Origin of the sequence: Flavobacterium sp. RSSA_27, assembly GCF_051547125.1 — a bacterium.
Lineage (GTDB): Bacteria > Bacteroidota > Bacteroidia > Flavobacteriales > Flavobacteriaceae > Flavobacterium.
This window is the reverse complement of sequence record NZ_JBPTTN010000010.1, coordinates 1-19,271: the sequence shown is the minus strand read 5'-3', so window position 1 is coordinate 19,271 and position 19,271 is coordinate 1. Positions and strand designations below refer to the sequence as shown.

21 protein-coding genes and 1 other RNA gene are annotated in these 19,271 nt (G+C 33.1%); 12 read left to right on the top strand and 10 right to left on the bottom strand.

Annotation, left to right across the window (positions count from 1 at the left end; all coding sequences use genetic code 11):
* Window positions 1-1,621 (bottom strand): PKD-like domain-containing protein (locus tag ACSVH5_RS13385; RefSeq protein WP_438061914.1); only part of this gene is annotated, 1,621 nt, incomplete at its 3' end.
* Window positions 1,622-2,193: 572 nt separating this feature from the next.
* Here ACSVH5_RS13385 and ACSVH5_RS13380 point away from each other — a divergent pair.
* From ACSVH5_RS13380 to ACSVH5_RS13370, 3 genes are read left to right on the top strand one after another with little or no spacing between them, the layout of a single operon-like run.
* A complete protein-coding gene (locus tag ACSVH5_RS13380) occupies window positions 2,194-2,679 on the top strand; it encodes a SixA phosphatase family protein (protein WP_438061913.1) in 486 nt (161 codons plus the stop codon).
* Between the two features lie 6 nt (window positions 2,680-2,685).
* Complete coding sequence (gene ppk1, locus ACSVH5_RS13375) at window positions 2,686-4,752, top strand: polyphosphate kinase 1 (RefSeq protein WP_438061912.1); 2,067 nt, start codon at window positions 2,686-2,688, stop codon at window positions 4,750-4,752.
* Window positions 4,753-4,789: 37 nt separating this feature from the next.
* Window positions 4,790-5,680, top strand: coding sequence for a Ppx/GppA phosphatase family protein (locus ACSVH5_RS13370; protein ID WP_438061911.1), 891 nt, complete (start codon window positions 4,790-4,792; stop codon window positions 5,678-5,680).
* Between the two features lie 69 nt (window positions 5,681-5,749).
* Here the strand turns inward: ACSVH5_RS13370 and ACSVH5_RS13365 are convergent, their stop codons facing one another.
* The 5 genes from ACSVH5_RS13365 to ACSVH5_RS13345 form a co-directional block, all read right to left on the bottom strand.
* A complete protein-coding gene (locus ACSVH5_RS13365) occupies window positions 5,750-6,718 on the bottom strand; it encodes an MlaD family protein (RefSeq protein WP_438061910.1) in 969 nt (322 codons plus the stop codon).
* A 65-nt stretch (window positions 6,719-6,783) separates the two neighbouring features.
* The gene (locus ACSVH5_RS13360; RefSeq protein ID WP_438061909.1) at window positions 6,784-7,518 is read right to left on the bottom strand and encodes an ABC transporter ATP-binding protein; all 735 of its coding nucleotides are present in this window, start codon (window positions 7,516-7,518) and stop codon (window positions 6,784-6,786) included.
* A gap of 1 nt (window position 7,519) precedes the next feature.
* The gene (locus ACSVH5_RS13355; protein WP_438061908.1) at window positions 7,520-8,290 is read right to left on the bottom strand and encodes an MlaE family ABC transporter permease; all 771 of its coding nucleotides are present in this window, start codon (window positions 8,288-8,290) and stop codon (window positions 7,520-7,522) included.
* 255 nt (window positions 8,291-8,545) lie between these two features.
* Window positions 8,546-9,103 carry an acetate uptake transporter gene (locus ACSVH5_RS13350; protein ID WP_438061907.1) on the bottom strand — a complete coding sequence of 186 codons (558 nt, stop codon included), beginning with the start codon at window positions 9,101-9,103 and terminating at the stop codon, window positions 8,546-8,548.
* A gap of 117 nt (window positions 9,104-9,220) precedes the next feature.
* On the bottom strand, window positions 9,221-9,508 hold the full coding sequence (locus tag ACSVH5_RS13345; RefSeq protein WP_438061906.1) for a DNA polymerase III: 288 nt from the start codon (window positions 9,506-9,508) through the stop codon (window positions 9,221-9,223).
* Between the two features lie 136 nt (window positions 9,509-9,644).
* Between ACSVH5_RS13345 and ACSVH5_RS13340 the strand changes: the two genes are divergently transcribed.
* On the top strand, window positions 9,645-9,821 hold the full coding sequence (locus tag ACSVH5_RS13340) for a hypothetical protein (RefSeq protein ID WP_438061905.1): 177 nt from the start codon (window positions 9,645-9,647) through the stop codon (window positions 9,819-9,821).
* Between the two features lie 49 nt (window positions 9,822-9,870).
* On the opposite strand, the gene dnaX is transcribed toward ACSVH5_RS13340, so the two are convergent.
* Window positions 9,871-10,956 carry a DNA polymerase III subunit gamma/tau gene (gene dnaX, locus ACSVH5_RS13335; protein ID WP_438061904.1) on the bottom strand — a complete coding sequence of 362 codons (1,086 nt, stop codon included), beginning with the start codon at window positions 10,954-10,956 and terminating at the stop codon, window positions 9,871-9,873.
* Between the two features lie 449 nt (window positions 10,957-11,405).
* Here dnaX and rnpB point away from each other — a divergent pair.
* Window positions 11,406-11,729: RNase P RNA component class A (gene rnpB, locus ACSVH5_RS13330), an RNA gene on the top strand.
* Window positions 11,730-11,769: 40 nt separating this feature from the next.
* Here the strand turns inward: rnpB and ACSVH5_RS13325 are convergent.
* Window positions 11,770-12,372: an RsmD family RNA methyltransferase gene (locus ACSVH5_RS13325; RefSeq protein WP_438061903.1), complete on the bottom strand. Its 603-nt coding sequence runs from the start codon at window positions 12,370-12,372 to the stop codon at window positions 11,770-11,772.
* Window positions 12,369-13,175 (bottom strand): DUF3822 family protein, encoded by an 807-nt coding sequence (locus tag ACSVH5_RS13320; protein ID WP_438061902.1) that lies wholly within the window; start codon window positions 13,173-13,175, stop codon window positions 12,369-12,371. The genes ACSVH5_RS13325 and ACSVH5_RS13320 overlap by 4 nt, the downstream gene beginning before the upstream one ends.
* A gap of 247 nt (window positions 13,176-13,422) precedes the next feature.
* On the opposite strand from ACSVH5_RS13320, the gene ACSVH5_RS13315 reads away from it, so the two are divergent.
* From ACSVH5_RS13315 to ACSVH5_RS13290, 6 genes are all read left to right on the top strand, one after another.
* Window positions 13,423-14,844, top strand: coding sequence for an ATP-dependent DNA helicase (locus ACSVH5_RS13315; protein ID WP_438061901.1), 1,422 nt, complete (start codon window positions 13,423-13,425; stop codon window positions 14,842-14,844).
* A gap of 81 nt (window positions 14,845-14,925) precedes the next feature.
* Window positions 14,926-15,756 carry a 4,5-DOPA dioxygenase extradiol gene (gene ygiD, locus ACSVH5_RS13310; RefSeq protein ID WP_438061900.1) on the top strand — a complete coding sequence of 277 codons (831 nt, stop codon included), beginning with the start codon at window positions 14,926-14,928 and terminating at the stop codon, window positions 15,754-15,756.
* A 69-nt stretch (window positions 15,757-15,825) separates the two neighbouring features.
* Entirely contained in the window at window positions 15,826-16,032 is a 207-nt protein-coding gene (locus ACSVH5_RS13305) for a DUF2683 family protein (protein WP_438061899.1), read from the top strand.
* Window positions 16,023-16,298, top strand: a complete 276-nt coding sequence (locus ACSVH5_RS13300) for a Txe/YoeB family addiction module toxin (protein ID WP_438061898.1) — start codon at window positions 16,023-16,025, stop codon at window positions 16,296-16,298. The genes ACSVH5_RS13305 and ACSVH5_RS13300 overlap by 10 nt, the downstream gene beginning before the upstream one ends.
* A 93-nt stretch (window positions 16,299-16,391) precedes the next feature.
* Window positions 16,392-17,126 (top strand): 3-deoxy-manno-octulosonate cytidylyltransferase, encoded by a 735-nt coding sequence (gene kdsB / locus ACSVH5_RS13295; protein ID WP_438061897.1) that lies wholly within the window; start codon window positions 16,392-16,394, stop codon window positions 17,124-17,126.
* Between the two features lie 19 nt (window positions 17,127-17,145).
* Window positions 17,146-17,610: a hypothetical protein gene (locus tag ACSVH5_RS13290; protein ID WP_438061896.1), complete on the top strand. Its 465-nt coding sequence runs from the start codon at window positions 17,146-17,148 to the stop codon at window positions 17,608-17,610.
* A 13-nt stretch (window positions 17,611-17,623) separates the two neighbouring features.
* Here the strand turns inward: ACSVH5_RS13290 and ACSVH5_RS13285 are convergent, their stop codons facing one another.
* Entirely contained in the window at window positions 17,624-18,289 is a 666-nt protein-coding gene (locus ACSVH5_RS13285) for a spermidine synthase (RefSeq protein WP_438061895.1), read from the bottom strand.
* A gap of 64 nt (window positions 18,290-18,353) precedes the next feature.
* Here ACSVH5_RS13285 and ACSVH5_RS13280 point away from each other — a divergent pair, with 64 nt between their 5' ends.
* Entirely contained in the window at window positions 18,354-18,908 is a 555-nt protein-coding gene (locus ACSVH5_RS13280) for a 1-acyl-sn-glycerol-3-phosphate acyltransferase (RefSeq protein ID WP_438061894.1), read from the top strand.
* The last annotated feature ends 363 nt before the right edge of the window (window positions 18,909-19,271 follow it).

The window sequence follows — 19,271 nt, the reverse complement described above, 5'->3', positions numbered from 1 at the left end:
TTAAAATTTTAACACAAGCAGTATTGGCTTTATCTCTGATTTGTACATTATAAGTTGCATTAGCTAGCGCAGTAAAAGTACCGCTATCTTGCCAAGTTGTACCACCATTGATGCTGTATTGGTAGGTGCCATAACCTCCTAATGGAGCACTAATGGTAATGGTTCCGTCATTGGCAGCATTACAAGTTACATTAGTTGAAGCTACAGTTGCGCTTAAAACAGCGGGTTGTGTTATTGTTTGGTTTCCCAATACAATAACACAAGCAGTATTGGCTTTATCTCTTATCTGTACATTATATGTTCCTGGAGCTAGGGAATTGAAATTTCCACTTGATTGCCAAGTACCTGAATCAAGTCTGTATTCATAAGTTCCACCACCACCTGTTGGTGTACTAATATTTATAGTACCGTTGTTACTACCAAAGCATGTTATATCCGTTTTAGCAACAGTTGCATTTAAAACGGCATTCACTGTTACATCTACTGTAAATGGTGTTCCTGTACAAACGCCTGATTTTGGAGTAACTGTATAACGGATCACACCTGAGCTTGTTCCTGTATTGGTTAATGTTTGGGAAATTGAAGTTCCGCAAGTTGTAGTGCAATTGGAAAATCCAGTAATGGTTCCTCCAGTTGGGGATGTTAGTATAGCGGAAGTCCATGTATATGTAGTTCCGTTAACAGTTGAGTTTAATACAACATTACTTGTTCCCGAACTGCAGATTGTTTGTGGTGAAGCTGAACCAACAGGTGTTGTACAACAAGCAATTGGAGTTACCGTTTTAGTAATAGATTTAATTAGCCTAGTTGGAGTAGAAGAATCAGTAACTTGAAGGGTTACAGAAAGAGGGTTTGGTCCCGTCGGGGTATAGTTAAAGATATCTAGAGTTGATGTAGTTAATGTGGCATTAGTTATATTATCTTTAACTGTCCATGAATAAGTATAAGGTGTTTTTCCTCCATTAGAAGTACTTGTAAATGTTATTCTTTCAAAATTACCTCCTTGGCATGATGATGAAGTTGTAAAATCAGCAGCTAATGGTGTTGTAATTATAATTTGTTCGCTAGGGCCATAATATTTACATTTAGGAGTAAGAGCCTTACAGTTATATACCCCATTGTTATATCGTGAGCATACTTCATAAACTCCTGCGGTTGCCGGTGCACTATTTTCCCAGGCAGTAAGAAGTCCTGCTAGTTGAATTGTTGAACCACAGGTCCAAATATAGGGAGTTCCATATCCAGGATCTCCTATTGTTAAATTATTTTTATCAATAATAAAAGATTGTAAACCAGCATTTAATGTTTTGGCAATACATTTGTTAAATGGTAAAGTTACACCATTTAGAATTACGCTACCTGCCATCAAAAAACCATATCTTTCATTCGATGTTACATCTAGATTTATTTTTAAGTAGACTTCAACAGTAGTTCCTGGGTCGCAAGTACCAGATGCTAAAGGAGTTCCATCGGATCTGACTAGTTCTCCACCTAACACCTTGATGTCACCAGAAACACAGTTATCACATGGAGCAGTTTGAGCTAAAACAGTTGAAAAACTGAAAACACTGAATAAAATAATGGCAAATAATCTTGTCGAATGAGTAAATTTTGTTTTCATATTGATTTTTTTAAATCGTTATCAATCGAAATAATAGTGTTTGTAACTTATTTTCTTTCTGATAAAAGGATTAATTAAAATTTAGTTGCTCTTATCAACTTAAAATTTTAGTATCAATTCTTAATTATCATTAATTATCAATAAAAGAGTTAGTATAAACAATTTATGTTTTGATTAACTACATCAAAATTATAGACAATGATAATATTATCTTTTTTTAATCTATCAATAACTCAAATACTCGTTGAAGTGCATTTTTTTGTTAATTTATTGGTAATTATTAGAGTTTAAATGAAAATTATAAATGTATTTTCTTACGTAAAAATGCTTGGAAGCTTGTAAATCAATACTTTGTAATAAATTTAATTATACCTTTTTATTGCGTATTACTTTTTAATTTTTTATTTAATTAGCTGTTTTGATTAAACAATTGTTAATTAAATCTCCATTGTATAAAGAGTGAGAAATTAAACGTAATTTAAGTGTCTTAAAAAAAATGTAATTATATTGTATTAAAAATCAGCACTATAAATTGTTTGTAAAAGAGTAGTTACTAATTTAACAAGAGGATCATGAAGAATTTAATCTTAGTACGACATGCTAAATCAAGTTGGGAAGCCCCTCTAAAAGATAGGGACAGGCCCTTATCCAAAAATGGTTTACAAGCAGCACATCTCGTGTCGAGTTATGTCTCAAAATATTTACCCAAAACCTATTTGTTTTGGTCTAGTGTTGCAGAGCGAGCTTCGCAGACCGCCTTAATTTTTGCTCAAAATTTATCCTATCCAATCGAAAGTATCATTTATAAAGAAGATTTATATACATTCGATGAAAACCAATTGACCAATGTTATTAAATCGTGCAAAAATGATTTTGATAGTGTAATTCTTTTTGGACATAATGGTGCTATTACAAATTTTGTTAATAAATTTGGAGATGTTTTTATTGAAAATGTTCCTACAACTGGGTTTATATCCTTGCAATTTGATGTAGACGATTGGAAGGACATTCAAAAAGGGAAAACATTAAAAATAATAGTTCCAAAAGATTTAAAATAATTCGTTTTGATACATAAATATATTGATAGAGAAAAAAGTTGGCTGGCTTTTAATGCTCGAGTTTTACAAGAAGCAGCAGATGACACCGTTCCTTTATTAGATAGACTTCGTTTTTTAGGTATTTTTTCAAACAATCTCGATGAATTTTTTAGAGTTCGTTTTGCAGCCATTCGCAGATTAAGTCTTTCAGGTATTTCAGGAGAAAAATATTTAGGAGGTATCTCAGCGCAACAATTGGTTAAAGAAATTACAGAAATTGTAATTGAACATCAAGCGGAAAGCCTTAGCATCCTAAATAAGATTGAAAAACAATTGCAAAAAGAAAACATCTACATCATTACTGAAAATGATTTAGATAAAGATCAAAAAAACTACCTAAAAGAATTTTTTATTCAAAAAGTCAGCCCTGAATTGGTGACAATTATTTTAAATGATTTGGCTGAATTTCCATTATTAAAAGATACTCTTGGGTATTTGGCAGTAAAGATGGTGATGAAAAAAGAGGAAGAAATACGCTATGCTGTAATCGAAATCCCAAAAACCATCAATAGATTTGTTGTACTGCCTTCAAAAAACGAAAAACAATATGTTATTCTATTAGATGATGTAATTCGATTCAATTTAAGTAGTATTTTTAATATTTTCGACTATAAAAGTATTGCTGCACACATGATTAAAATTACTAGAGATGCCTCTTTGGATATTGACAGTGATTTGAGTAAAAGCATGATCGAAAAAATTGCTCTAGGTGTTAAAGACAGAAGAATTGGTGAACCTGTTCGTTTTATTTATGACCAAGAAATAGAAGAGGATACGCTCAATTTTTTTCTCGATAAAATGCATATCGTTTCTACAGATAGTATTATTCCTGGTGGGCGTTATCATAATAGAAGAGACTACATGGATTTTCCTAACTTAGGCAGATATGACCTCTTATATCAATCGAATGTCCCCTTGCCAATTCCAGGCTTGAGTTTAGAAGGAAGCATGCTGGATAAAATCAGCGAAAAAGATTATTTATTGAATGCGCCCTACCAATCATTTTCATATTTGACAAAGTTTCTCAGAGAAGCAGCATTGGATCCAAAAGTACTTTCTATCAAAATTACTTTGTATCGTTTGGCTAAAAATTCTCAAATCATTAGTTCCTTAATTAATGCAGCCAAGAATGGAAAAAAAGTAACAGTTCAAATCGAGCTACAGGCCCGATTCGACGAAGCTTCAAATATTTCATATGCTGAACAAATGAAAACTGAAGGAATAGAATTGATTTTTGGAATCAAAGGATTAAAAGTACACAGTAAAATTTGTGTAATTGAAAGACAAGAAAAAGACAAAATTAAGCGCTATGGCTTTGTTTCAACTGGAAATTTCAATGAATCAACAGCCAAAGTATATACCGATGTGACACTTTTTACAAGCCATCAACAAATTTTGAAAGACATTACTAAAATATTTGATTTTTTCGATGTTAATTTTAGAGTCCATCGCTATAAACATTTGATTGTGTCACCACATTATACTAGAAGTCGATTCATAAAGTTAATCGATAGAGAAATCACGCATGCTTTAGCAGGTAGAAAAACCTATATTAAATTAAAAATGAACAGTTTATCTGATTTTGAAATGATTGATAAATTATACCAAGCTAGTAAAGCAGGGGTAAAAATTCAACTTGAAATTAGAGGGATTTGTTCCTTAATTCCTGGAAAAATAGGATTAAGTGAAAATATAGAAGCCATTAGTATTGTTGATAATTATTTAGAACATTCTCGTGTCTATATTTTTGGCAATGCAGGAATTCCAGAAGTGTTTATTTCTTCAGCTGATTTTATGGCTCGAAATTTAGATGCTAGGGTAGAGGTAACTTGCCCAATTTACGATCAAGATATCAAAAATGAATTGATTGACCATTTTGATTTGGGTTGGAAAGGTAATGTTAAAGCTAGATACCATTCTGAAGCATTAGACAACAAATACAGACAACCCAAAGGAAATCCAGTATTTAGAGCCCAAGTAGAAACGTATAAATATTATCAAAATAAATTAGAGGTAATCACTGAAGAAGCTTGATTTATGGGCATGCCTTAATAAATGAATAAGGGAAAATATGATTAAAATAAAAAAATATGCAGCAATTGATATAGGGTCAAATGCGATGCGTTTATTAATTGCGAACATTGTTGAAGAAGAGGGTAGGGAAACTCAGTTCAGTAAGAGTTCCTTAGTGCGTGTTCCTATTCGTTTGGGGCAAGATGCATTTACAGTAGGTGAAATTTCTCTGGAAAACATAGAACGTATGTGTGATGCTATGAAAGCATTTCATTTGTTAATGAAAGTCCATAAAGTGGAATCGTACAAAGCTTTTGCTACATCAGCCATGCGGGAAGCTTATAATGCTAAAGAAGTAGTAGCTTTAATTAAGAAAAAAACGGAAGTTAAAATAGAAATTATTGATGGTAAAAAAGAAGCTGCCATCATTGCCTCTACCGATTTACATCATTTGTTGAAAACAGACGAAACGTATCTCTTTGTCGATGTAGGGGGTGGAAGTACAGAGTTTACTTTATTTTCTAATGGAAAAATGGTGTGTTCTCGCTCATTTAAGGTAGGAACCGTTCGATTGTTAAATAACATGGTTCACGAAATTGTTTGGGAAGAAATTGAAAAATGGATTCGTACAAACACAGCCGATTATGATGAAGTAAGGTTGATCGGGTCTGGAGGGAATATAAACAAGTTGTTCAAAATGTCTGGAAAACAACAAGACAAACCCCTATCTTATATTTATGTCAATGCACAATATGCTTATTTGAGTTCATTGACTTATGATCAGAGAATTTCTCAATTAGGATTGAACTCTGACCGTGCCGATGTTATTGTGCCAGCAACACGTATCTATTTGAATGCTATGAAATGGAGTGGTGCTAGGCAAATTTATGTTCCCAAAATTGGTCTATCAGATGGAATTGTCAAAGCCATGTACTACGGTAAAATTTAAAAACGAAACAGAAGTAGTACTGCATTACTTTTTTTACATACTGCAAAGTGTCCTTTTAGAAGGCTCATTTTACGGTATGTTTTTTTTATTCGTTATAGGATGCACCGGTTTTGTTTGTTTTGATTCTTTTTCTTTCTTCTTAAAATAACCTTTTAATAAAAAATTATGTTTAGCGGCTTCTTCTAATTCAAGTAAATTTTTGGTTCCTTTTTCGATATTTGTTAATGATGTGTCTAATGAAATAGCCAATTGTTCATTATCTATAAGTTTGGATAAAATCCCTTTGCTGTCATTTAATTTTTTTGAAAAAACCTCAATTTCTTTTGTGCTATTTTCTAAATTTTGAATTGCCTTTTTGATGGATTCTGCATATTCTGGATCATTAATAATTTGTGATAAACTCCCCTTTTTAGTATTCAGATTTTTGCTAAAAACAGCAAATTCATCAGAACTACTCTTTAAGTTGTTCATGGTTTGTACCATTTGTTTAGCAAATTCTTTATCGGTCAAAATAGTATTAAGTGGTCCTTCACTTTTATTAATTTTAATACTAAATTCAGTAAGTTGCTGTGTTATTATTTGAGCATTTTGGATACTTTTATTCAAGCTTTTAATTAAATCTTCAAATTCAATGGATTTGATAGAGACAATAATAGCATTTTCTTCGACCATTTCATTTGAAGGTGTACCTGGTAAAATGATTAATACTTTATCTCCCATTAATCCATCGGTACCTATACTTGCTTGGGCATCTTTTTTTATATACGGTTGAATTTCTTCTTTAATTAACAAATCTACTTCAACCAACGTGTCGGATAAAAAATGAATACCTTTTACTGTACCTACATTAATTCCTGAGAAACGCACATTATTTCCAACTTTTAGGCCACTTACATTTTGAAAATGAGAACGCAACCTAAATGTACGATCAAATAGATTTTTATTTTTACCTATAAAATAAATACTGACAATAAAAAAACTTATTCCAATTAGTACAAATAACCCTAATTTCCATATATAAGTAGATGATTTTGCCATAGTATTGAAATTTAGACTTGGTTTTTTCTTTTGATTAGCACCATTATTAATAATTTTTTAGAACATTAATTAAAAAAAGATTTAACCCACCGATCTCCATTTTGTTCTAAAGCATCATAAGTGCCCTCAGCATAAATTATTCCATCTTTTAAAATAATCATTCGGTTCCCCGTTTTTTTGGCACAAGCCATGTCATGGGTGATTATGATTGCCGTTGCTTGTCTTTTTTTTTGGATAGATACAATCAATTCACTGATTTCTCTTGCTGTTATTGTATCGAGCCCAGAAGTTGGTTCATCATATAAAATAATTTCGGGTTCAATAATTAAGGTTCGAGCCAAACCAATTCTTTTTCGCATCCCGCCAGATAATTCAGAGGGCATTTTATCAATTGCTTCATTCAACCCAACATCATTTAATGCCATTTCTATTCTTTTTTCGATTTCATCATCGGTTAAGTTTTTTGTATGATGTTTTAAAGTAAATGCTAAATTATCTCTAACAGACATCGAATCGTATAAAGCACCATTTTGAAACATAAACCCAATGCGCAAACGGATAGCATTCAAGGCTTCGTTTTTAAGTTGAGTTACATCAGTGCCAAATACCAAAATTGTTCCTTTGTCGGGCGATATCAAACCGACAATACATTTGATACAAACCGATTTTCCAGATCCTGAACGGCCTATTATTACTAAACTTTCACCTTTTTCCAATGAAAAATTTATACCTTTTAATACTTGATTTTTTTTAAAAGATTTCCATAAATTTTGAACAACTATCGGCAAATCATTTGTCATATTAAAAAAATAAATCGGTAATTTGAACTGTAATCATGTCAATCAAAAAAATAGAGAGTGAAGCGATAACCACTGATTCATTGGCCGCAATTCCAACACTAGCCGTACCATTTGAAGCAGTAAATCCTTTGTAGGAACCAATTAATCCTATAAAAAAACCAAAGAAAAATGTTTTAATGACAGCAGGCAAAAGATCAATAAACTCCAAATGTTCAAAAACAGCTGAAAAATAACGGTAAATTCCTATTGACCCTTTTACATTATATCCAATATAACCACCGAAAATCCCAATCAAATCTGCATAAATTACTAGTAATGGTATCATGAAAGTAGTAGCAAGAATTCGCGTTACTACTAAGTAGTTAAAAGGGTTAATAGCTGATACTTCCATGGCGTCTATTTGTTCTGTAACTTTCATTGCACCTAATTCTGCTCCAATTCCCGAGGCAATTTTACCAGCACAGATTAAAGCAGTTATTACAGGTGCAATTTCTCTAATCAATGATAATGACACCATGCTAGGTAACCAACTTTCAGCCCCAAATTTAGTCATCGTTGGTCGAGATTGAATCGTTAAAACCAACCCCATAATAAAGGCAGTTATGGTAACAAGGGGTAGTGATTTGTACCCAATTACATAACATTGACGAATGAATTCATTAACTTGAAATGGTGATTTAATTATTTCTTTGAAAAACCTTGATCCAAAAATAGAAAATTCACCTACTTCATTTAAAAATACTAAAGCTCTATTTTTTAGGGTTGCATACATGATGATTTTTATAATAGTAAAAAGATTTCAGTAACAAAGGCAATAAAAACGATATTAAAGTTAAACAATATTTAATTCATAAAGTGATTATATGGAAATAATTCAATCATTTGCTAATTGAACAACTATATATGATTGAATTTAGTGTTATTTTGTTTTTTAATAAAAAAAAAACGAGTTACTCAAATTAATGAATAACTCGTTAAGCTTATTTTTAATACATTAATATTAAAAGGCTCTTCTCTTTTAAAGTATTTAGTAGGGTAAAACCTTTTTGTTTTTAACTTCTTCCAAAAGTTCGGCTGCTGCTAAATAAAAAGCACTACTTCCACAAATAATTCCTATAATACCTGCAATTTGATTGATGAATTCACTTCCGGTGAATTTAGAAACTGCTAAAACGAAAAAAAGTACGGTGAGTGAAAGAAACACAAACTGTTGTACTTTACTACCACCCCAAGTTCCCCACCACATTAATGCAGTGAATGTTCCCCATAAGATTAAGTAGCAACCAAAAAATGGGGCAGGAGTAGCACCAGCCATTTCAAAGCCTGTATTAGGAAATAACCAAATTCCAACCAAAGTTATCCAGAAAAAGCCATAAGAGGTAAAAGCCGTTCCGGCAAAGGTTTTTCCCTGATTAAAGGAAAGTAATCCTGCTATTATTTGAGCAATGCCGCCATAAAAAATTCCCATAGCAATAATTACACTACTTATTGGGAAAAAGCCCATATTGTGAATGTTTAATAAAATTGTAGTCATACCAAAACCCAAAAGTCCTAATGGGGCTACATTGGCGTTTTTTTTCTCCATAAAATCTATATTTTTTTTCAATTTTTTTTATGGATGCAAAATTATGCTATTAATGATGAAAACTTTTGAAAGAAATGGCAAATAAAAGTTAAATATCGTCAGGGTTTTAACGTTCTTTTAAGTATCTATATGCAATCCAAAAGTAGAACGCAACAAATCGATGGTGGGATTTATTTCTTTTAATCGATTATAACGGTCTTGGTCGTTTAGGTTTCTTTTGATTTCGATGCTTTCGTTCACAATTACATCAATAGTGATTTCGTGATTGTGCAAATGTCCTTTCAGATGTCCTAAAAGTCCGTGTTTCTGACTTTCAAAATCCAGTTTAGAACCTTCGTTGGGTAATTCAATCGTAATTCTAGTACCGTCTAATTTTGGGTCGTTAATCAGCAGTAATGATTCCATAATTTTAAATCCTTTGCTGCCTAATTTTTGGGCATATTTTGTCCATTGCAACAACATTTCGGTTTCTGTAAAAGCTTCTGTAGGAGCATGAACGACTTCTTTTACAATCGATTTACTACTTTCTTCTAAGGCTTTTTTGGCACGAATACTTGATAACGAAAATGCCGAAATCTTAGTCTCGTCTGAAGTTAAAACGGGTGCTATTGGTGCTGCAATTTCAGGTTTTTCTTCTGTAATTTCTGATTTAGGAGTTGTTTCAGTAACTGGTGGAGCAACTATAGGTGTTTCTGTTGCAGTGGCAATAACGGGTTGAACTACTTCGGTTATCGAATAGTCATTTTTACGGAAATAAGTAGGCGGAATTATGAAAGACTCAGCTTTTTTTTTTCTCCATCAAAAGTGATAGAGGCCAATTGCATCAAACAAAGTTCGACTAGTAAGCGCTGATTTTGACTGACTTTGTATTTCAAATCACAGTCATTGGCAATTTCGATTCCCTTTAATAAGAAGTCGGCACTGCATTTTTGAGCTTGCACACCATACAGTTGTTGCGCTTGTTCTCCCATTTCTAACAAACTTAGGGTAGAAGGAGTTTTCGCCACCAACAAATCTCTAAAGTGAGACGCTAAGCCGGAAACAAAATGATGCGCATCAAAACCTTTAGACAAAATAGCATTGAAAGCCAATAATAAATCTGGAATTTTATTCTCCAAAACCAAATCGGTGATGTTGATGTAGGTTTCGTAATCTAAAACATTTAGATTTTCGGTAACGGCTTGTCTTGTCAAGTTGGTGCCACAAAACGAAACCACACGGTCAAAAATAGACAGCGCATCACGCATCGCTCCATCTGCTTTTTGAGCGATAATGTGCAACGCATCATCTTCAAATTGAATGCCTTGACTTTCGGCAACATCAGCCAAGTGTTCTTTCGCGTCTTTTACCGTAATACGTTTGAAATCAAAAATCTGACAGCGAGACAAAATCGTTGGAATGATTTTGTGCTTTTCTGTAGTAGCGAGAATAAAAATGGCGTGTTTTGGTGGCTCTTCTAATGTTTTCAAAAAAGCATTAAACGCCGCCGAAGACAACATATGCACCTCGTCGATAATGTACACTTTGTATTGTCCAGTTTGCGGTGGAATTCGAACTTGGTCAATCAAATTTCGAATGTCATCTACCGAGTTGTTCGAAGCTGCATCCAACTCAAATACATTGAACGCAAAATCTTCTTCGGGGTCATCATAACCGGGTTGGTTAATTTTACGCGCCAAAATTCTAGCACAAGTCGTTTTTCCCACACCACGAGGCCCCGTAAACAACAAAGCCGAAGCCAAATGGTTGTTTTCTATAGCATTCAGTAGCGTATTGGTAATCGCTTTTTGACCTACAACATCCTTAAATGTTTGCGGGCGATATTTACGTGCAGATACTATAAATTGTTCCATTGTTGTCCTATGATTCGAAAGCAAATATAGCTTTTTTGTTTATTTCTTGATGTTCAAAATGGTTTATTTGCCAAAAAATCTTTTCAATTTTCTAATATCCTATTGACAATCAAAAAAATAATGAAGTAAACGATTTACCAGCTGATTTATCTATCGCATTCTTTACTTTGGACGATGATAAGGTGCAGCAATTCCCGTTATCATTCACGAGTCGTCCTGCTTTCCGCTATATCTTTTTTAGGTCACAGGTTACAAAAACCTACGACCTAAAAAAGGATGCCGCTGCAATCAGGGCTATTTTAGTACTTCTCTTTTTCATAAACCGTTTACAAACTATTTTAACAAACTAAAATTCAGAATGAAAACAACTAGTTGTGCATCAGCAAAGTAATTACCTCCTAGAAAATTGACTTTAATAAGGAAATCAAGTTTAAAAAAGTTACTTTTGCACCGCAGACCGCCTTATCGTCGTCCCGATTTATCGGGAGGGAGGAAAGTCCGGACACCATAGAGAAGCATAGCGGGTAACACCCGTCGGTCTAGTCTTTACGGACGAGATTAGGACAAGTGCAACAGAAAGTATGTACAGGTAATGCTGTAGTGAAACCAGGTAAACTCTATGCGGTGAAATATCAAGTATATCAGCATTTAAGGGCTTCTCGTTCGTTGCTGAAGGGTAGATAGCTTGAGCTTACAAGTAATTGTAAGTCTAGATAAATGATAAGGGTTCGCTTTAGCGAATACAGAATCCGGCTTATAGGTCTGCATTTTTTTCGAAAAAAAAAGCCTTTGCATAGCAAAGACTCTATATTGTTATTCTTCTTCTGAATCGGTTACTTCAAAATCGTCATCATTTAAATCTTCTTCATCATCGGTATTGTTGAATTCAAAGAAGCTGAAAAACGATCCCCCATAACTCTTTTGAAACGAAAAATTATCTAAATGGTCCATTTTCGTGTATTTAGAATGCTCGATAATCATCATTCCTTCCTCGTTGAGTAAGTTTTTTTCAAAAACCAAAAGCACCACTTTTTCAAAAGTAGCTTGATCCAAACCATAAGGCGGGTCGGCAAAAATGATGTCGTAAGTGGTTTTGCAGTTTTCTAAAAAGGTAAACACATCGCTCTTGGTGGCAGCAATCGTAAAATCATATTCGGCAGCGACTTGTTTGATGAATTTTACACAACCAAAATCACCATCCACTGAAGTAATTGGATAACTGCCTCTTGAAGCAAATTCGTAGCTGATGTTTCCGGTGCCAGAGAATAAATCCAAGACTTTTAATCCTTCAAAATTAAAATGATTGTTCAACACATTGAATAAAGCTTCTTTACTCATATCGGTAGTGGGACGCACCGGCAGGTTTTTTGGCGGTTGAATGCGTCTACCTTTGTATTTTCCTGAAATGATTCTCATGAGTTGAATAGTATAAAATGTTGTCTGTTGATGGCTTCTGAAAAAGAATTACTGCGTTGCAAACTTGTCACATCAAAAAGAGAAATGTTTCGGATGTATTGGTAAGCTAGTTGGTAGTAAGGACTTTCTTCGTTAATATTTCCCATAATTTCCAATGGAAAATTTTCTGGATTTAAACTCAATTGTTCGGCTGTAAAGAGAATATAATACAAGAAATCTTCAGGTGTGGCGTATTCAAAGGAATTGAAAAGCAATAGTTGCTGGTTTTGCACCACTATGATTTCAAAATGACCTGTATTGAAATGAACGACCATTTTTTTATTGTCATTATTTTTGGAAGCTTCTAAAATTTTGGTAACCAAAATACTGTTAGCGTGCTTGTAATCAAAGGAACCAAATTGGTCAATAAAGAAATTATTGATGTTCACATACGGAATGTAAACGGTATTCATTTCGTAATTGGCAATGGTATCGTAAGCAAAAAAATCAGTTTCGAACACTTTGGTGTTGTATTGCAAATAACTTCCTAAATAATTCTCATCAAATAGGGCAGTGGGCACAAACGTAGATAAAGTATTGTTGTGAATGACTACGATTTCATCATAGGTATCCTTTAATTCAGGAAAATCGCTAAACGCATCGGCAAAAAGTTCTTCAATTTTGGTCGCTTTATGAAAGGTGTCAAAATGAACTTCGTTGTAAGAAAGGATTTTTTTATTTAAAGTGTCGAAACAACAAAAAGACAAACCTGTCAATGATACTTGAAGTGCTAATTTTTTATATTTTTTTTCAGTGATACTCATCTTTTTTTGCTTTTTTTCGACTACGCAAACTTACAAATTTTAATAGCAATAACAATAGCCAAATTCAAGGCGAAATGCAATCTTAATGGTAATTATAAAATAAAATTACACAAAATTAAAGGGTTAGCACTTTTTGTATCAACAAATAATAGTACAGCATTTATGCCTTTGACAAAAATGAAATTGCCTTTGAAAATTGTCTATGCAATAGAAAACTTTCCGTTACTTTGTAACCAAATTTCACTCCATGAATTCCTCTCAGTTTTATAGTTTTTTACAGAAAAATTTTCCTTTTCAGCCCACGAACCAACAGGATATTTTTTTTCAGAAAATTGCTATTTTTCTAACTGAAATTGAGAACAATACCATTTTTGTTTTAAAAGGATACGCAGGAACGGGAAAAACTACGGTAATTTCAACTCTGGTGAATAGCTTGTCGGGCATTAACAAAAAAGCCGTTTTATTAGCACCAACGGGTCGAGCGGCCAAAGTAATTGCTAATTATTCTGAAAAACCTGCTTTTACGATTCACAAGAAAATCTATTTTCCTAAAAAAACATCTGGAGGAGGCGTTTCTTTTACGCTGCAACCCAACAAACATAAAAACACCATTTTTATCGTCGATGAAGCTTCTATGATTTCGGATACCAATTCGGATTCGAAACTGTATGAAAATGGCTCACTCTTAGACGATTTGATTTCGTATGTGTATTCGGGAACCAATTGCAAGATGATTCTTTTGGGTGATACTGCACAGTTGCCTCCAGTAAATTTAGATATAAGTCCCGCCTTAGATATTGATACTTTATCCCTTCATTATAATAAAGAAATTGACCATATCGAACTCGATGAAGTGATGCGTCAAGAAGAAAACTCGGGGATTTTATACAATGCAACGGCTTTGCGTGAACTCTTGAACGATGCTTTCGTAACGGATTATCAATTTGATTTGAAAAAATTCAAGGATATTGTCCGTCTCGTGGATGGATACGATATTCAAGATGCAATACATTCGGCATATAGCAACTACAGCATCGAGGATACCGCTTTTATTGTGCGTTCCAACAAAAGAGCGAATCAGTACAACGAGCAAATTCGAGCCAAAATATTAGATAAAGAAAGTGAATTGGCCACGGGTGATTTTTTGATGGTGGTCAAGAACAATTACTTTTGGTTAAAAGATTCTGACGAAGCTGGTTTTGTAGCCAATGGTGATATTATTGAGGTATTAGAGATATTCGCAATCAAAGAATTATACGGTTTCAAATTCGCGAAAGTCAAAATACGAATGGTCGATTACCCCAACCAAAAACCTTTGGAAACCGTTTTGTTATTGGATACCATAAAGAGCGAATCTCCTTCTTTAACCTACGAAGAATCGAACCGATTGTACCAAGAAGTGATGAAAGATTACGAAGGCGAGACCAAATACAAACAGTTTCAGAAGGTCAAAGAGAACGAGTATTTTAATGCACTTCAAGTCAAATTTTCCTATGCCATCACTTGTCATAAATCGCAAGGTGGTCAGTGGAACACGGTTTTCATAGAACAGCCGTATTTGCCCAACGGTATCGACACCGATTATATTCGCTGGTTGTACACCGCAATGACACGTGCCAAAAATAAGCTATATTTGATAGGATTTAAAGACGATAGTTTTGTAGAGTAATTTTTTAAAATAACCACAAATTAGTTTTTTTAATTTCAATAGTAATTTTGTCATTTGCAAATTTGCGGTAAAACAACAACTATGAATAGCTTAAATGATTTAGATAAAATAACAAGTTCTTTTTCGACTACCGAAAAGATGCCTGTTTTGTTTTTAGGCCACGGCAGTCCAATGAATGCAATCGAAGAAAATCAGTTTGTTACCGGTTTTCGCAATTTAGCCAAAAACCTACCTAAACCCAACGCTATTTTGTGTGTTTCTGCACATTGGTTTACCAAAGGTTCGAAAGTAACCGCTATGGAAATGCCGAAAACCATTCACGATTTTGATGGTTTTCCAAAAGAGTTGTTTGAAGTACAATATCCCGCTCAAGGAAGTCCTAAATTAGCTACTCTTACTCAAGAATTATTGCTTCCTACAGCGGTTGAATTAGACCATCATTGGGGATTAGACCACGGTGCTTGGAGTGTAATCAAACATTTATATCCAAAGGCTGATATTCCTGTCATTCAACTGAGTATAGATTATTCAAAACCTGCTGAATATCATTTTCAATTGGCGCAACAATTGAGTCGTTTGCGTCAAAAAGGTATTTTAATTATCGGCAGTGGTAATATCATTCATAATTTGCGATTGGTCGATTTTTATAATTTTGAGAGAGATGATTATGGCTATGATTGGGCTATAGAAGCTAGAGTTACCATTAATTCACTTTTACTGGATGGCAATTTTCAACCATTATTGGAGTATGAAAAACAAAGTCAAGCCTTTCAATTGGCTATTCCAACACCCGATCATTTTTTGCCTTTGATTTATGCTTTGGGTTTAAAAGACAAAAGCGAAGAAATACAATTATTCAATGACAAATTAGTAGCAGGTTCGTTAAGTATGACCTCGGTTCGAATTGGCTAAAGTATTTAGTTGTATATGAGAGTATGGATTTTATATCTTTGTTAAAAGTAATTTTTAAATATAATAATTATGAGTACCATAACTATTGAAGTAGATGATAAACATATTTTGTTTGTCAAAACACTTTTAGAGCATCTAAAAGGAGTTCGCAATGTTACTATAAATGATGATAAAAGTCCATACAATCCAGATTTCGTAAACTCAGTACAAGAGGGTAGAGAGGAATACAATCGTGGAGAGTGTATTACTATTGCTACAGAGGATTTATGGAAGTAAAGTATACTAGAAAAGCATTAGAACATATCGAATTTTGGAAAAAATCAGGTAATAAGGCTATTCAAAAAAAGATTCAACTACTAATTGAAGATATAAAACATAATCCATTTAAAGGAATTGGAAAACCTGAAGCGTTAAAATATGATTTACAAGGTACGTGGTCTAGGAAAATTAATGAAGAACATCGTATCGTTTATGAAATTCCAGATGAAGGCATTTTGTTAATATATAGTTTGAAGGGGCATTATACCGATTTAGGTTTTTAAATAAAGCTCATTTGAAAATCTAACAGTTAATCAACAAAATTTAATTTAAAAAATTTCACCTCTTTGCGCCTGAACGGCAATAAAAATAAAATAATGAAAATTATAGCAGTCATTCCCGCTCGATACGCCTCCACACGATTTCCTGCAAAATTAATGCAAGATTTAGGAGGAAAAACAGTGATAAGAAGAACTTATGAAGCCGCAATTAATACCAACCTTTTTGATGATGTGTTTGTGGTGACCGACTCCGATTTAATTTATAATGAAATTGTTTCAAACGGAGGAAAAGCCATTATGAGTATCAAAGAACATGAGTCTGGGAGTGACCGTATTGCTGAAGCTATTGAAAATCTAGATGTTGATATAGTGGTCAATGTGCAAGGCGATGAACCATTCATAAATGCCGAACCTTTAGCAAAAGTGATTGAAGTATTTAAAAACGATACCAACCAACAAGTGGATTTGGCTTCCTTGATGCGAGAGATTACAAATGAAGATGAAATCAATAATCCAAACAATGTAAAAGTGGTGGTGGACCAAAATGGTTTTGCTCTATATTTTTCACGTTCTGTAATTCCTTATCCAAGAGAAATCAATGTTGGTGTACGCTATATGCAACATATCGGTATTTACGCTTTTAGAAAGCAAGCCTTATTGGATTTTTACAGTTTACCAATGAAATCTCTAGAAGCTTCTGAAAAACTAGAACAACTACGTTATTTAGAATTCGGCAAACGAATCAAAATGGTAGAAACAACTCATGTTGGTATTGGAATAGACACTGCCGAAGATTTGGAAAAAGCAAGAGTGTTAGTAACCTTATTATAAAATTTTAAATTTAAAAAGTATGACAAGATGTACCGCTTTAGTAATGTTGATGTTTTTAAGCTTTTTTGGCACAAAAGCACAGACAGCATGGGAACGAATAGAAAGAGCTCACAATAATGCTGAAAGAGTTCGATCGGATATAGATCAAGTTCAAAATGTTAGAGATAGAATCGAAAATCGAGATTTTAATACAACTATTTTGAGCAATAGAATTGGGGATGATTTACGTAATCGCCTTGGATTGAATTCAAGACAAGAACCATTAATGCGAAGAGTTGTAAGAGAAACGTTGAATAGAAAAGAAGATGCCCTACGAAGATGGGGAAATGATCAGGCTCGCTATGATCAAGAAATGTTTAGAGTTAGAGAAAATTTCAACCAAAATATGCGAGAGATTTTAGAACCAAATCAATATAGAAATTTGCTAAATATATCTCCAAGAAGAGCAATAAAGGCTAATTTGTTATCCAGATTGTTGTTTTGAAAAAGAAAAAATTCTAGATTAACTTTTGAATTAATATTAATTCATTGTGCCTTTCTATTCTAGGAATCGAATTGATTTTAAAATTACTGTTGTTAAAATTCTCAATAAAATTTTTATTCCTAATATTTTCAGCTTCATTAAGTATCATAGTGTTAAATAGAATAAAACCATTTTTTTTCAATAGTGAAGCTGTATGATTAATGAAAAAAGATTCAAACAAAAAAGTGGGCATTTGCAAATCTTCAAAAACATCGATAATAATTAGGTTGTAGCTTTCTTTATTTCTTAATACAAATTCAAAAGCATCTTGTATATGAATTTCTAAATTTGGAATTTCATTGAGTTGAAAATAGGAATTGGCTATTTCAACAATGTAAGGGTCAATTTCTACTCCAATGATTTTACCTTGACACTTAATTTCATCAACCAAAGTTTTAATGACACTACCGCCAGCAACGCCGAGGACTAAAACATCTTCCATTGTTTGAATGGTATTGAAACCAATTTTGAGTAATCCGATTCTCAAGATACGCTGTAGACTACCATAGGAATAGTTCGTGTTTTCGGAATCAATTACCAATTCTCCGTTGATCCATGTTACTTCAATAGACTTGCTGATACTAGATTTAGATTTATAAATGGTGATAGGGGTAAGATAACTAAAAATTTTTTTTAGCATTTGAAAAGGAATTTTACCAAAAATAGCATTTTATTGACTTATTTTGCTGTATATTTTTATAAAAATGAAAAAACGAATTTATAAATGGATCTTTTTTGATCTGATGGGTTGGCAAATAAAAGGAACTGTATTGCCTGAGGTGAAAAAATGTGTCATGATGGTGATGCCTCATACTAGTAATCATGATTTTTATTTGGGTGTTTTTACTAGGGGAATCATTGGTTTGCCTATCAATTGGATTGGAAAAAAAGAACTTTTTGTTTTTCCATTTAATTATTATTTCAAATATATGGGAGGAGAACCACTAGATAGAAGTGGAGGATTAAATAAAGTTGAAGCAATCGCTTCAATTTTCAAAAGAAAAGAAGAATTTCGTTTAGCCCTAGCTCCCGAAGGAACACGCAAAAAAGTAAATCAATTAAAAACTGGGTTTTATTACATTGCTGTGGCTGCTGATGTGCCAATTGTCCCAGTAGCATTTGATTTCGGTAAGAAAGTAGTACATTATGGAATGCCAATGCAACCCACAGGCAATTACGAAGAAGATCTTAAAATTTTGAAAAAACACTTTGATGGAGTAGTAGGCAAAATTCCCCAAAACGGTTTTATTAATTGGTAGTTTTTTAGATCTTAACCCATTTCATTTCGCTAAGTAAGCAAACTAAACATAGTCATCACAGATCGTTTATTCTATTCTCTGTTATTTTATACTCTATATTTAAAGTATATTTAAAGTATATTTAAAGTATAGATAAAGTATAGATAAAGTATAGATAAAGTATAGATAAAGTATAGATAAAGTATAGATAAAGTATAGATAAAGTATAGATAGTGTATGAATAATGTATAGTAGTAGTTTTTGCAATAATAATTGCTTTTTAGTTCAGTGGAAATAAAAAAGTCAGTGACTAAGGTGCTGGTTAAACAATGAGTATCAGTACTTTGTTGAAGCATTAAAAAATAAACTCCAAAAATAGCTAAA